Source organism: Nocardioides sp. HB32 (assembly GCF_054058995.1).
In genome coordinates this window covers 2,753,033-2,767,244 of the sequence record NZ_JBSSBS010000001.1, presented here as the reverse complement: position 1 = coordinate 2,767,244, position 14,212 = coordinate 2,753,033, and the positions used below count along the sequence as shown (strand labels likewise).

General features: G+C 69.6%; 10 protein-coding genes. 1 reads left to right on the top strand and 9 read right to left on the bottom strand.

Annotated elements, in window-relative coordinates; all coding sequences use genetic code 11:
- Nucleotides 1–111 precede the first annotated feature (111 nt).
- From ACVW2K_RS13910 to ACVW2K_RS13875, 8 genes are all read right to left on the bottom strand, one after another.
- Nucleotides 112–1,422, bottom strand: coding sequence for an ABC transporter ATP-binding protein (locus ACVW2K_RS13910; RefSeq protein WP_457202895.1), 1,311 nt, complete (start codon nucleotides 1,420–1,422; stop codon nucleotides 112–114).
- Complete coding sequence (locus ACVW2K_RS13905; RefSeq protein WP_457202894.1) at nucleotides 1,419–2,465, bottom strand: ABC transporter ATP-binding protein; 1,047 nt, start codon at nucleotides 2,463–2,465, stop codon at nucleotides 1,419–1,421. The genes ACVW2K_RS13910 and ACVW2K_RS13905 overlap by 4 nt, the downstream gene beginning before the upstream one ends.
- Nucleotides 2,466–2,474: 9 nt before the next feature.
- Complete coding sequence (locus ACVW2K_RS13900; RefSeq protein ID WP_457202893.1) at nucleotides 2,475–3,491, bottom strand: ABC transporter permease; 1,017 nt, start codon at nucleotides 3,489–3,491, stop codon at nucleotides 2,475–2,477.
- Between the two features lie 193 nt (nucleotides 3,492–3,684).
- Complete coding sequence (locus ACVW2K_RS13895; RefSeq protein WP_457202892.1) at nucleotides 3,685–5,424, bottom strand: ABC transporter substrate-binding protein; 1,740 nt, start codon at nucleotides 5,422–5,424, stop codon at nucleotides 3,685–3,687.
- 87 nt (nucleotides 5,425–5,511) lie between these two features.
- Complete coding sequence (locus ACVW2K_RS13890) at nucleotides 5,512–6,528, bottom strand: ABC transporter permease (RefSeq protein ID WP_028636772.1); 1,017 nt, start codon at nucleotides 6,526–6,528, stop codon at nucleotides 5,512–5,514.
- 166 nt (nucleotides 6,529–6,694) lie between these two features.
- Nucleotides 6,695–8,467 carry an aspartate--tRNA ligase gene (gene aspS / locus ACVW2K_RS13885; protein WP_457202891.1) on the bottom strand — a complete coding sequence of 591 codons (1,773 nt, stop codon included), beginning with the start codon at nucleotides 8,465–8,467 and terminating at the stop codon, nucleotides 6,695–6,697.
- Nucleotides 8,464–9,825, bottom strand: a complete 1,362-nt coding sequence (gene hisS, locus ACVW2K_RS13880) for a histidine--tRNA ligase (RefSeq protein ID WP_457202890.1) — start codon at nucleotides 9,823–9,825, stop codon at nucleotides 8,464–8,466. Before hisS ends, aspS begins: the two co-directional genes overlap by 4 nt.
- Before the next feature lie 4 nt (nucleotides 9,826–9,829).
- Nucleotides 9,830–10,540, bottom strand: a complete 711-nt coding sequence (locus ACVW2K_RS13875; protein WP_457202889.1) for an MBL fold metallo-hydrolase — start codon at nucleotides 10,538–10,540, stop codon at nucleotides 9,830–9,832.
- Between the two features lie 137 nt (nucleotides 10,541–10,677).
- Here ACVW2K_RS13875 and ACVW2K_RS13870 point away from each other — a divergent pair, with 137 nt between their 5' ends.
- A complete protein-coding gene (locus tag ACVW2K_RS13870) occupies nucleotides 10,678–11,907 on the top strand; it encodes a DUF349 domain-containing protein (RefSeq protein ID WP_457202888.1) in 1,230 nt (409 codons plus the stop codon).
- A gap of 39 nt (nucleotides 11,908–11,946) precedes the next feature.
- Here ACVW2K_RS13870 and ACVW2K_RS13865 read toward each other — a convergent pair whose 3' ends face one another.
- Nucleotides 11,947–14,178, bottom strand: a complete 2,232-nt coding sequence (locus ACVW2K_RS13865; protein WP_028636777.1) for a RelA/SpoT family protein — start codon at nucleotides 14,176–14,178, stop codon at nucleotides 11,947–11,949.
- Nucleotides 14,179–14,212: the final 34 nt, after the last annotated feature.

The window sequence follows — 14,212 nt, the reverse complement described above, 5'->3', positions numbered from 1 at the left end:
CCCCGTTGGTCGAGTAGCGGCGTCAGCGAGCGTATCCGGACCCGGTGACAGGGTCACCGCCGGGCGACGAGGTCACCGGTCCCGGGACGCCGGTCGGCTACGCGACCCGGCTCACGCGGTGGCCATGGTCTTGCGCTCCAGGTCGAACCAGGTGTCGGAGAAGCCGGGCTCGTTGCCGACCTCGGCGCTCGGGGTCGCACCGGGGTTCGGCGTGCCACTGTCGTCCACGCCGAGCAGGGACGCCGTCACCGGGCGGTCCGGGTGGTGGCCCAGCTCGCCGGCGAAGTGGCAGGCGACCTTGTGGCGCTTGCCGACCTGGAGCAGCGGCGGCTCGACCCGGGCGCAGATCTCCTGTGCCAGCGGGCAGCGGGTGCGGAACCGGCAGCCGGAGGGCGGGTTGATCGGGCTCGGGACGTCGCCCTGCAGCCGGATCCGCTCGCGACGACCGCCGACGGAGGCCTGCTTGATGTCCGGGACCGCGGAGAGCAGCGCCTGGGTGTACGGGTGGTTCGGCCGGTTGTAGAGCGTCTCCCGGTCGGCGATCTCGACGATCTTGCCGAGATACATGACCGCGACCTCGGGGCAGAAGTGCCGGACCACCGCGAGGTCGTGCGCGACGAACAGGAACGAGATGCCGAACTCGTTCTGGACGTCCTGGAGCAGGTTGATGACCTGCGCCTGGATCGAGACGTCGAGCGCCGAGACCGGCTCGTCCGCGACCAGCACCTTCGGCTGGAGCGTGAGCGCGCGGGCGATGCCGATGCGCTGGCGCTGGCCACCGGAGAACTCGTGCGGGTACCGGTTGTAGTGCTCCGGGTTCAGGCCCACGATCTCGAGCAGCTCCTGCACGCGCGGCAGGATCTTGTTCTTCGGCACCACGTGGTGGATCGCCAGCGGGGCGCCGACGATCGAGCCGACCGTGTGCCGCGGGTTCAGCGACGTGTACGGGTCCTGGAAGATCATCTGGATCTCCCGGCGCAGCGGCTTGAGCCCGCGTGCTGAGGTCTTCGTGATGTCCTTGCCGTCGAACACGATCGAGCCGCCCGTGGGCTCGTACAGGCGGGTGATCAGCCGGCCCGTGGTCGACTTGCCGCACCCGGACTCACCGACCAGGCCGAGCGAGCCTCCCGCGGGGAGCTGGAAGGACACGCCGTCGACGGCCTGCACGTGACCGATCGTGCGGCGGACGATGCCGGCCGACTTCACCGGGAAGTACATCCGCAGGTCGCGGACCTCGAGGATGGTCTCGGCGTCGGGCCTGAAGACGGACGCCGCGTGCGCCCGCTCCGGCTCGATGAAGGACGCGGCGTCGTCCGCCGGGTCCGTCCCCACGCCGAACGCGTCCTCGTTCGGCATCCCGCCGGTCACCGGCAACTGGTTGTCGTTCGGCATCCCGAAGCCGTCCGGGCGCTGGTTGCTCATCGCTCCTCCACCAGGTCCGGCGCAATCTCGGGCAGGACCTCTCGCTCGTACACTGCATCGGGGTCGGTCAGGTGGCACCGCTTGAGGTGGCCCTCGGTGCGGGTACCGGGCAAGAGGTCCGGGAGGACCGTTCTGCACAGGTCTCCCGGCACCTTGTCGCTGTGCGTGCACCGCGGGTGGAACATACAGCCGGGCGGCGGGCTCAGCAGGCTCGGCGGGTTGCCGGGGATCGGCACCAGCTGGGCACTCGTGTCGCCGAGCACGTCCGGGACGCTCGAGAGCAGGCCCCACGTGTAGGGCATCTCCGGGTGCGTGAGGATCTCCTTGGTGGTGCCGTACTCCACGCAGCGGCCGGCGTACATCACCAGGACATCGTCGGCCATCTCGGCCACCACACCCAGGTCGTGGGTGATGATGATGACGGCGGACTCGAACTCGCGCTGCAGGTCCTGGAGCAGGTCCAGGATCTGCGCCTGCACCGTCACGTCGAGGGCCGTCGTCGGCTCGTCGGCGATCAGCAGGCTCGGGTTGTTGATGAGGCCCATCGCGATCATGGCGCGCTGCCGCATGCCGCCCGAGAACTGGTGCGGGTAGTCATCGACCCGGCGGTCCGGCTGCGGGATGCCGACCCGGTCGAGCATCTCCACCGCGCGGGCCCGCGCCGCCTTCTTGCTGACGTCGTGGTGGACCCGGTACGCCTCGCCGATCTGGTTGCCCACCGTGTAGTACGGGTGCATCGCCGACAGCGGGTCCTGGAAGATCATCGCGACCTCCTTGCCCCGGCGGCGGCGCATGTCCTCGTCGCTGATCTTCAGCAGGTCGGTGCCCTCGAGGAGGATCTCGCCGCTCACCTCGGCGCTCGTCTTGCGGTGCAGCCCCAGGATCGCGGAGCTCGACACGGACTTGCCGGAGCCCGACTCACCGACGATGCCGAGCGTCTCGCCCCGCTCCAGGTCGAACGACAGACCGTCCGTCGCCTTGACGATGCCGTCGACTGTCGGGAAGTGGACCTTCAGGTCGCGGACGGAAAGAAAGCTGGACAAGTTCCCCCCTCAGCCCACGCGGACGCGCGGGTCGATGACGGCGTACAGGACGTCGACGATGATGTTGGCGATGATCACGAACGTGCCCAGCAGGAGCACCAGCCCGATGATCGTCGGCAGGTCGTAGGTCTGGTTCGCCTCGACCGCCAGCTTGCCGAGTCCATTGTAGTTGAACACTGTCTCGGTGATGATCGCGCCACCCATCAGGCCGGCGAAGTCGAGGCCGACGAGGGTGACCAGCGGGGTGAGTGCCGCCCGCATGCTGTGCTTGACGAGCACCCGGCGGCTCTTGAGCCCCTTGGCCCTGGCGGTCCGGATGTAGTCCTCGGTCATCGACTCGAGCACGAAGGCCCGCGTCATCCGCACGTAGCCGGCCATGTAGAGGAGCGCCAGCGTCAGGCCGGGCAGCAGCAGGCCCTGGAGCCAGAGGCCGATACCGCCCTCCGCGATCGGGGTGTAGGTCGGTGGCGGGACGAGCTCCCACTTGATGGCCACGAACTTGAGCAGGAAGATGCCGATGAAGAACGCGGGGAATGCGTAGAAGACGAGCGACAGCGCGACGATGCCGCGGTCGATGATCGTGCCTTTTCGGACCGCGGCGATGACGCCGAAGAGCACGCCGCCGGACACCCACATCAGCAGCGCGGCCAGCGCCAGCGAGAGCGAGATGGGGAACGCCTCCTTGATCTCCGCGTTGACGGTGGAGGTGTTCACGACCGAGTAGCCCAGGCACGGGGCGGGGCACTCGGTGACGAGCTGGGGAGCCGCTGCGCGCAGCGCGGGGTCGTCGGGGTATTCGCGGCCGACGACGACGCCCCGGAGGAAGTCGGTCCACTGCTCGATGACCGGCTTGTCGTAGCCGAGCGCCTTGTTGGTCTGCTTGATCTGGGCGGGCGAGCAGTTCTTGCCGCATGCGTAGCGCCCGGGGTCGACGGGCGAGGCGAAGAACAGCACGAACGTCACCAAGCTCATCACCAGCAGCAGGATCGCGCCGATGAACAGGCGGCGGATGACGTAGGCGAACATGGGTGGGACCACCTCGGGGAGGGATTCAGTTTCGGGTTGCGAGCCGGTTCAGCAGGTTGTGCTGGCACCAGCATGCACCCTGGACGGAGGTGAGGGTGAGGACCCCTCGACGAGGTCCTCACCCCCGGGCGTCGGGCGGCCGCCTGCGGCGACCGCCCGACACTGTGTTACCGGTGTATCAGGTGCTGAGCGATCAGCTCTCCACGCCGATGGCGCCGAGGTCCGGGTAACCGTTCGACGACGGGGTCGTCGTGTAGTTGGTGACCTTGGAGCCGTACACCATGTAGAACTTCGTGATGCTCAGCGGGATGTAGGCGTAGTCCTGGCCGAGCTGCTCGTCGGCCTGCTGGAGCGCGGCGGTCTGCGCGTCGAGGTCGGACGCGTTCTGCGCCTCGTCGACCAGCTTGTTGAACTCGTCGCTGTCGTAGGCGCCGTAGTCCTGGCCGTCGGAGGCCGCGGTCAGGTTCGGGCGGCTGTCGAACAGCGGAGCCGTCACGGTGATGGCGGACGGCCAGTCGGCACCCCAGCCACCCCACATGACGTCGGAGTCCTTGTCCGGCTTCTGGATGACGGTGTAGTAGGTGTCACCGAGGCCGTCGAGGGTCACGTCGAAGCCGGCCTTGTCCCAGGTCTCCTTCAGAGCGGCCGCCCACTTGTCGGCGGTGTCCGAGGTCGGGTAGGTGAACTTCACCGGGACCGGCATCGAGACGCCGGCGTCCTCCAGGATCTGCTTGGCAGCGTCCGGGTCACCCGAGTTGGAGCCCGAGAACGCGTCGTTGGCCTTGTAGCCGACCACGGCCGGGCTGACGATCGACTCGGCCGGCGCACCAGCCTTGTCGCCACCGAGCGCGACGTTGTACGCGTCGGAGTTCGTCGCGACCGCGAGCGCCTTCCGGACAGCCGGGTCCTTCATGACCGGGCTGCGGAAGTTCGGGACCAGGTAGTAGACGTACGGCGAGTCCACCAGGACCGAGCGGTCAGCGACCGGGCCCTCGATCTGGCTGTAGTACGCCGGCGGCACGGAGGTGCCGGTGATCGCGTTCGGGTCGGTGTCGGCCACGAGGCGGTCGTACTGGTTCTCCGGGGTCAGACCGATCTGGAACTCGATCGAGTCCGGCAGGGCCTTGCGCAGGTCCGCCGAGTCCGTGGACGCGTCGTAGTTGTCGTTGCGGACCAGCGTGCCACCCTTGTTCTTGTTCCACGTGCCGTCCAGCTTGTACGGGCCGTTGGAGAAGATCTGGTAGTTGGACTTGTCGCCCTGGTCCTTGTCCTTGCGGTACGGGTCCATCATGTGCAGACCCGCGATCGCCAGCGGGAAGTCCGGCCACGGCTTGTTGAAGTGGTACGTGATGGTGTTGCCGTCACACGTGACAGCCTTGTCGAAGTACTGCGAGCCCTTGTTGGTGTAGGGGCCGGTGTACGCCGGGAGGCCCGTCGACTTGTCGGTCGGGATGTCCAGGTAGCTGAGGATGTAGTTCGGGCCACCGGTGATGACGTCGGTCGCGAACGCGCGCGACGCGCCGTACTTGAAGTCCTCACAGGTGACGGGCTGGCCGTCCTCCCACTTGACGCCGTCCTTGACGGTGAACGACCAGACCTTGCCGCCCTCGGTGGAGGTGCCGGTGTCGGTCGCGAGGTCCGCGACCGGGGTGTTGGCGGTGTCGGGGTCGTTGGAGATCGGGAACGACACCAGCGTCCGGTAGACCGTCCGGCTCAGGTTGGTGATGTCACGACCGACGTACACGCGCTGCGGGTCGAGGTGCTCGATCGGCGTGTAGAGGTAGTAGAGAAGGTCGCCGCCCTTGGCGTCGGAGGTGGGCTCGCTGTTGCCAGGGTTGCTGCTGCCGTCGCTGCTGCCGCCACAGGCGGCCAGACCGGCGGCGAGCGCGACCGCAGCCGTAGCCGCGAACACCCGCTTTCGATACTTGAACATTACTTCTCCTTGAGTGTGTGACGCGCCTGGAGCGGCGGCACATTCGACGACGCTGTGTCGCCGAAGTCTGGTGCATTCAACTGGTGGTCAGCGCGCGGCCTTGGGGTCGAGCGCGTCACGGATCCCGTCACCCAGCAGGTTGAAGCTGACCACGATGATCATGATCAGGAAGGCCGGGGCGAAGAAGAACAGGAAGTCGGCGCTGGAGTAGTTGATCGAGCTCCGCAGCACGTTGCCCAGCGTCGGCGTCGGCGGGTGGATGCCGACGCCCAGGTAGCTCAGCGCGGCCTCCGCGGAGACGTAGACCGGCATGGTCAGCGTGAAGGTGACCAGCAGCGGGGCCCACAGGTTCGGCAGGATCTCCTTGAAGTAGATCCGGCGCCGGGGCGCACCGAGCAGCACCGCGGCGTCGACGAACTCCCGCTCCCGGACCGAGAGCACCTGCCCTCGGATGATGCGGGCGATGCCGGGCCACCCGAACATGCCGAGCACGAGGATGACGTAGACACCGTTGGGTATGTCGTCGGAGGCGGTTCCCGGCAGGTAGGTGGCGAGGAAGGCCACGCCGAGGCTCGAGAGGGCCAGCAGCATCAGCGTCTGCGGGAACGACAGCGTCAGGTCGATCGAGCGGCCGATGATCGCGTCGATCCAGCCGCCGGTGAAGCCGGCGATGATGCCGAGCACGGTGCCGAGGCCGATCGCGATGATCGTGGCCGAGATCGCGATCGCCAGCGAGAACGTGATGCCGTACCAGACGCGCGACAGCACGTCGCGGCCGGTGCCGGGCTCGACGCCGAGCGGGTGGTCCCAGCTGACGCCGCCGAGCCTGCCGATCGGCAGGCCGCCCGTGTTGCCGTCGATCAGGTCGGGGTTGAAGCTCGTCGGGTCCAGCACGCCGGCCTTCACGAGGAACGGCGCGGCGACCGCGGCCGCGAAGTAGAGGACGACGACGACGAACGCGATCATCGACAGCTTGTCGCGGCGGAAGCGGCCCACCGCGAGACGAGTCGGCGACTGGCCGGCGATCTTGCTGAGATCTCCCCCGGGTCCCGCGGTGGGGTCCGGAAGCTGCTCACTCTCCAGGTTCGAAGCCTGAACTGACATGGCACCTCTGTCGTGTCGGATGTGCGTCGTCGTCGGTTCCGGGCGTCCGGATCACGGACACCTGGGGGCCGGCGACCGGTGCGACTCTATGTGACGCCGCCGCATCATCGGGTCATCTGCTTGTAACGATCTGGTCTCGACGCTGACTTGTTACACGTCCGCCGGATCAGGCCTCGGACCGGACTTCCTGCACGGCCGGGGCGTCGACACCGGCCTCCTTCCGTTGCGCTGCGGTGATCGGCGCAGGAGCTGCGGTGAGGGGGTCGAAACCCCCGCCGGACTTGGGGAATGCGATCACGTCTCGGATCGACTCGCTGCCGGCGAGGAGCGCGACGATCCGGTCCCAGCCGAACGCGATGCCGCCGTGCGGCGGCGCGCCGTACTTGAACGCCTCGAGGAGGAAGCCGAACTTCTCCTCGGCCTCGGCCTCGTCGATGCCCATGATCGCGAACACCCGCTTCTGGATGTCCTCGCGGTGGATACGGATGGAGCCGCCGCCGATCTCGTTGCCGTTGCAGACGATGTCGTAGGCCCAGGCCAGCGCGTTGCCGGGATCGGTGTCGAAGCTGTCGAGCTCCTGCGGCGAGGTGAAGGCATGGTGGACCGCCGTCCACGCGCCGCTCCCGACCGCGACGTCACCGGCAGCCGTCGCCTCGTCGGCGGGCTCGAACAGCGGTGCGTCCACGATCCAGGTGAAGGCCCACGCGGACTCGTCGATGAGGCCGGCGCGGCGGCCGATCTCGAGGCGTGCGGCGCCCAGCAGCGCCCGGCTGCTCTTGACCGGACCGGCCGCGAAGAAGATGCAGTCGCCCGGCTGGGCGCCGACGTGCGCGGCCAGGCCGGCCTTCTCCTCGTCGGTGATGTTCTTCGCGACGGGGCCGCCGAGCTCGCCGTCCTCCTGCACCAGGACGTACGCCAGGCCGCGGGCGCCGCGCTGCTTGGCCCACTCCTGCCAGGCGTCCAGCTGCTTGCGGGGCTGGCTCGCTCCCCCGGGCATCACGACGGCACCGACGTACGCCGCCTGGAAGACCCGGAACGGCGTCTCCCGGAAGTAGTCGGTGCACTCGACGAGCTCCAGGCCCATCCGCAGGTCTGGCTTGTCGGAGCCGAACCGGGCCATCGCCTCGGCGTAGGTCATCCGCGGCAGCGGGGTCGGCACGTCGTGGCCGATCAGCTTCCACAGCGCGACCAGGATCTCCTCGGCGACGGCGATGACGTCGTCCTGCTCCACGAAGCTCATCTCGATGTCGAGCTGGGTGAACTCCGGCTGCCGGTCCGCGCGGAAGTCCTCATCGCGGTAGCAGCGGGCGATCTGGAAGTAGCGCTCCATGCCCGCGACCATGAGCAGCTGCTTGAACAGCTGCGGGCTCTGCGGCAGCGCGTACCAGCTGCCGGGCTGGAGTCGCGCCGGCACCAGGAAGTCCCGAGCGCCCTCGGGCGTCGAGCGGGTCAGGGTCGGGGTCTCGATCTCGACGAACCCCTGGGCGTCGAGGACGTCGCGCGCGGCCTTGTTCACCTTGCTGCGCAGGCGGATCGCGTGGTTCGGCGCCGGCCTGCGGAGGTCGAGGTACCGGTGCTTGAGGCGGGCCTCCTCGCCGACCTCGACGTGCTCGCTGATGGGGAACGGCAGCGGCGCCGCTGCGCTGAGCACCTCGACGGCGCTGGCGACCACCTCGATCTCGCCGGTCGCGAGGTTCGGGTTCTCGTTGCCCTCCTTGCGGAGGGCGACCTCACCGGTGACCTTGAGGCAGTACTCCGCGCGCAGGTGGTGGGCGACGGCCTCGTCCCGGATCACGACCTGGACGACGCCGCTCGCCTCGCGCAGGTCGATGAACGCGACCCCGCCGTGGTCGCGCCGGTTGGCCACCCATCCCGCGAGGGTGACGGTCTGGCCGGCGTGCTCGGCGCGGAGTGCGCCGGCGTCCTGGGTGCGGATCACTGCTTCTTCTCCTCGTTGCTGACGACGACCTGCGGTCGCAGGTCCTCCTCGGGCGGGCTCCACGCGGCGGGGTCGGCCGCCACCTGCTCCCCCGACCGGATGTCCTTGACCTGGTCGCCCCCGGGTCCGGCGGGGTCGCCCGGGAACCACACGAACGGGATCCCGCGGCGCTCGGCGTACCGGATCTGCTTGCCGAACTTCTGCGCGCTCGCCGCCACCTCGCACGCGATGCCGCGCCGGCGCAGCGCGTCCGCGACGGCGGTGCTCGCCGGACGGGTCTCCTCGTCGGTCACCGCCACCAGCACCGCGCTCGGCACCGGCCGGCTGCCGGCGACCACCCCGTCGGCGAGCAACGGGATCAGCGTGCGGGAGACGCCGAACGACACCCCCACGCCGGGGTACGTCGAGCGCCCGTCGGACGCGAGCGCGTCGTACCGCCCGCCGCCGCCGACCGACTTCAGGCGCTCGTAGCCGGCCATGAAGATCTCGACCACGGTGCCCGTGTAGTAGTCGAGCCCGCGCGCGATGCGCAGGTTGGCCTCCACGGTGACGTGCTCGTGACCACCCGCCGCACAGCCCTCGACGACCGCGGCGAGCTCGGCGAGACCCTCGTCGAGGAGCGGGTCGTCGACGCCCAGGGCGCGCACCCGGTCGACGAACGAGGTGTCGGCGACGCGGATCGTCGCCAGCTCGAGGCAGCGCTGCGCCTGCTCGGGTGTCGCGCCCGCGTCGCTGACGAGCAGCTCGGCGACCGTCCCGGCGGGCAGCTTGTCGAGCTTGTCGATGGTGCGGATCGCGACCGTGACGTCCTGCAGCCCGAGACCGCGGTAGAAGCCCTGGATCAGCTTGCGGTTGTTGAACTGGAAGCTCACCGGCGGGATCGGCAGCGCGTCGAGCGCGTCGACCATCACGCGCATCACCTCGACGTCGTGGTGGAACGGCAGCACGTCCCGGCCGACGATGTCGACGTCGGCCTGGGTGAACTGGCGGTAGCGGCCCTCCTGCGGACGCTCGCCGCGCCACGCGGGCTGGATCTGGAATCGCCGGAACGGGAACTCCAGGTGCCCCGCGTGCTCGAGCACGTAGCGCGCGAAGGGCACGGTCAGGTCGAAGTGCAGGCCGAGCCCGGAGTCGCCGTCCTCGTCCCCGGCCTGGAGGCGGCGGAGGACGTAGATCTCCTTGTCGATCTCGCCGCCCTTCGCCAGCCGGTCGAGGGGCTCGACCACCCTGGTCTCGATGTTGGTGAAGCCGTGCAGCTCGAAGGTGCGCGACAACGACGCCACCACCTCACGCTCGACGACGCGTGCCGCAGGAAGCAGCTCGGGGAACCCGCTGAGCGGGGTCGGCTTGGCGCTCACGGGATCACAGGCCTCGGGTGACGCGGGCGGAGTCGCCGCTGGACTGCAGCTCGAGGAGGAACGGGTTGGTCGCCCGCTCGCGGCCGATCGACGTCTGCTCGCCGTGGCCGGGCAGCACCACGACGTCGTCGGGCAGGGTGAGCACCTTCTCCGCGAGGCTGCGCAGCATGGTCGGGTGGTCCCCGCCGGGCAGGTCGGTGCGCCCGATCGATCCGGCGAAGAGCAGGTCGCCGGAGAACATCACTTCCGAGATGTCGTCACGCTGGTACGGCGAGCGGAACGCGACCGAGCCCTCCGTGTGGCCGGGCGCGTGGTCGACCACGAAGCGCAGCCCGGCCAGCTCGAGCTCCTGGAGGTCCGCCAGCTCACGGACGTCGTCCGGCTCCGCGAACTCGTAGTTCCCGCCGAGCAGCATCTGCGTGGTCTCCGCGGACATCCCCGCCATCGGGTCCGCGAGCAGGTGCCGGTCGGCGGGGTGGATCCACGCGGTCGCGTCGTAGGTTCCCGCGACCGGCGCGACGCACCACATGTGGTCGACGTGACCGTGGGTGACCAGGACGGCGACCGGCTTGAGCCGGTGCTCCCGGACCACCTCGGCGACGCCCTCGGCGGCGTCCTTCCCGGGATCGATGACCACGCACTCCGAGCCCGGACCGGTCGCTGCCACGTAGCAGTTCGTGCCCCACGGGCCCGCGGGGAATCCGGCGATCAACACCCCGGCAGCCTAGCGAGGGCGGAGGAGCGGCGCCGCACCCGGTGCGGGAGGGCGACGCACCGCAATCGTCCCGGCGGGCCGGCCGGCTCCTTAACTAGCATGGGCGTGCCACGACCAGCAGCGAGCGGAGCGAAGCAGTGACGAGCCACGATTGGGGCCGTGTCGATGACGACGGCACCGTCTACGTGAAGACAGCGGACGGGGAACGCCCCGTCGGCCAGTACCCCGAGGGCACGCCCGAGGAGGCACTGAAGTTCTTCACCGAGCGGTACGACGCGCTCGCTTTCGAGGTCGACCTCCTCGACCAGCGGATCAGGTCCGGGGTGATGGCGCCGGACGAGGCGGCCACGTCGGTGCGCACGGTTCGCGAGCAGGTCGGGAGTGCGAACGCCGTGGGTGACCTGGCCTCGCTGCTGGCCAGGCTCGATGCGCTCAGCCCCCTCCTGGACGAGCAGCGCGAGGCCCGCAAGGCCGAGCGGGCGCAGCGCACCGCCGAGTCGCGTGCGGGCAAGGAGCGGATCGTGGCCGAGGCCGAGCGGCTCGCCGAGGGCAGCGACTGGCGCAACGGCGCCAACCGCATGCGTGAGCTGCTCGACGAGTGGAAGGCGCTCCCCCGGATCGACCGCGCCTCGGACGACTCCCTGTGGCGACGGTTCTCGACCGCGCGCACGGCGTACACGCGCCGCCGGAAGGCGCACTTCGCCGAGCAGCACGAGAAGCGGGACCAGGCCCGGTCCGTCAAGGAGCGCCTCGCGAAGGAGGCGGAGGAGCTGGCGACCTCGACGGACTGGGGTCCGACCGCCGGCCGCTACCGCGAGCTGATGCGGCAGTGGAAGGCCGCCGGACCGGCACCGCGCGAGGTCGACGACGCGCTGTGGAAGCGCTTCCGCGGCGCCCAGGACACGTTCTTCGGCGCCCGCGACGCGGCGGCCGCCGAGCAGGACCAGGAGTTCGCCGCGAACGCCGTGGTCAAGGAGCAGCTGCTGGTCGAGGCCGAGGCGCTGCTGCCGGTGACCGACCTGGACGCCGCCAAGCGGGCGTTCCGTGAGATCGCCGACCGCTGGGACGCCGCGGGCAAGGTCCCGCGAGAGCGGATGCGTGACCTCGAGGGCCGAATCCGCCGCGTCGAGCAGGAGATCCGGGGCGTCGAGGACGAGCACTGGCGCACGTCGGACCCCGAGAAGTCGGCCCGCGCCGACGACATGGTCTCCAAGCTCGAGGCGGCGATCGCCCAGGTCGAGTCCGATCTCGACAAGGCACGCGCCGCGGGCAACGACAGGAAGGTCGCGGAGCTCGAGGAGAACCTCGCCTCCCGGCAGTCCTTCCTGGAGATGGCGAAGCGCGCCAGCGCCGACTTCTCGGGCTGACGCGCTCCGTCGCTCTCCGCCCTCAGGTGAGCGGGGCGGCTACTGGGTGACCCGGTAGGCGTCGAAGACGCCGGGCACCGAGCGGACGGCCTTGAGCACGGTGTCGAGGTGCTTGGCCTCGGCCATCTCGAAGGTGAACCGGCTCTTCGCGACCCGGTCCCGGGAGGTCGAGAGGTTGGCGCTGAGGATGTCCACGTGCGCATCCGACAGCGCCATCGTGATGTCGGAGAGCAGCCGCGCCCGGTCGAGCGCCTCGACCTGGATGTTGACGAGGAAGCTGGACTGCCCGGTCGGCGCCCACTCGACGTCGAGCAGCCGCTCCGGCTGGGACTGCAGGCTCTTGGCGTTGGTGCAGGTCTGCCGGTGCACCGACACTCCCCCGCCCTTGGTGACGAAGCCGAGGATCGGGTCCGGGGGCACCGGGGTGCAGCACTTGGCGAGCTTCACCCACACGTCCGGGGCACCCTTGACGATCACACCGGCGTCGCCACCCGCCTGGACCTTGGCGCGGCCGCGCCGGCCGGTGATCGTCACGCCCTCGGACAGGTCCTCCGCAGCGCCCTCGTCGCCGCCGTGCAGGTCGATCACGCGGCGTACGACGGCCTGCGCGCTGATGTTGCCCTCGCCGACCGCGGCGTAGAGAGCGGAGACGTCCGCGAGCTTGAAGTGGACCGCGGCCAGCATCAGCGACTCGTGGGACATCAGCCGCTTCAGCGGCAGTCCCTCCTTGCGCATCAGCTTCGCGATCTGCTCCTTGCCGCGGTCGATCGCCTCCTCGCGCCGCTCCTTGGTGAACCACTGGCGGATCTTGGAGCGGGCCCGCGGTGACTTCACGAAGCCGAGCCAGTCGCGGGACGGGCCCGCGGTCGGCGACTTGGACGTGAAGACCTCGACCACGTCGCCGTTCTCGAGCGCGGACTCCAGGGGGACCAGGCGGCCGTTGACCCGGGCGCCGATCGTGTGGTGCCCGACCTCGGTGTGCACGGCGTACGCGAAGTCGACCGGGGTCGCACCGGTCGGCAGCGCGATGACGTCCCCGCGCGGCGTGAAGACGTAGACCTCGGCGCGGTTGATCTCGAAGCGGAGCGACTCCAGGAACTCGCCCGGGTCCTCGACCTCGTTCTGCCAGTCCAGGAGCTGGCGCACCCAGGTCATGTCGTCGAGGTCGGCGGCACGGTCGGTGTCCACACCGGCGCGGCCGTTCTCCTTGTACTTCCAGTGCGCGGCGACGCCGTACTCGGCCCGGCGGTGCTGCGCGAACGTGCGGATCTGCAGCTCGACCGGCTTGCCCTGCGGGCCGATGACCGTCGTGTGCAGCGACTGGTACATGTTGAACTTCGGCATCGCGACGTAGTCCTTGAACCGGCCGAGGACCGGGTTCCAGCGCGCGTGCAGGATGCCGAGGACCGTGTAGCAGTCGCGGTCGTTCTCGACGAGCACGCGGATGCCGACCAGGTCGTAGATGTCTGAGAAGTCGCGGCCTCCGACGATCATCTTCTGGTAGATCGAGTAGTAGTGCTTCGGGCGGCCGGTGACGGTCGCCTTCACCTTGGCCTCGCGCAGGTCTGCCTCGACCTGGGCGATCACCTCGGCGAGGAACTGGTCGCGGGACGGCGCCCGCTCGGCGACCATCCGCACGATCTCGTCGTAGATCTTCGGGTGCAGCGTCGCGAAGGCGAGGTCCTCGAGCTCCCACTTGATGGTGTTCATGCCGAGCCGGTGTGCCAGCGGGGCGTAGATGTCGAGCGTCTCGCGGGCCACCCGCTCCTGCGTCTCCTGCCGCACGTAGCGCAGCGTGCGCATGTTGTGCAGCCGGTCGGCGAGCTTGATGACGAGGACCCGGATGTCGCGCGACATCGCGACGATCATCTTGCGGATGGTCTCGGCCTGCGCGGAGTCGCCGTACTTGACCTTGTCGAGCTTCGTCACGCCGTCGACGAGCTGGGCGACCTCCTCGCCGAAGTCCTGCCGCACCTGCTCGAGCGTGTACGGCGTGTCCTCGACGGTGTCGTGCAGCAGGGCCGCTGCCAGGGTCGACTCGGTCATCCCGATGTCGGCGAGGATCGACGTCACGGCCAGCGGGTGGGTGATGTACGGGTCGCCGCTCTTGCGGGTCTGGGTGCCGTGCATCTTCTCGGCGGTGAGGTACGCACGCTCGAGCAGCGCCAGGTCGGCCTTGGGGTGGTTCGCCCGCACGGAGCGGAACAGCGGCTCGAGGACCGGGTTGGCCGACTGGTTGCGGGTGCCCATCCGCGCCAGCCGGGCGCGCATGCTCCGGGTCGAGGACGCCGTCTCCGGCGCGCGC

What these genes read in the sequence shown, in the direction of transcription:
- ACVW2K_RS13900 (WP_457202893.1), bottom strand. Translation starts at nt 3,491, where the DNA reads ATGTTCGCCTACGTCATCCGCCGCCTGTTCATCGGCGCGATCCTGCTG.
- ACVW2K_RS13895 (WP_457202892.1), bottom strand. Translation starts at nt 5,424, where the DNA reads ATGTTCAAGTATCGAAAGCGGGTGTTCGCGGCTACGGCTGCGGTCGCG.
- ACVW2K_RS13910 (WP_457202895.1), bottom strand. Translation starts at nt 1,422, where the DNA reads ATGAGCAACCAGCGCCCGGACGGCTTCGGGATGCCGAACGACAACCAG.
- ACVW2K_RS13890 (WP_028636772.1), bottom strand. Translation starts at nt 6,528, where the DNA reads ATGTCAGTTCAGGCTTCGAACCTGGAGAGTGAGCAGCTTCCGGACCCC.
- ACVW2K_RS13865 (WP_028636777.1), bottom strand. Translation starts at nt 14,178, where the DNA reads ATGCGCGCCCGGCTGGCGCGGATGGGCACCCGCAACCAGTCGGCCAAC.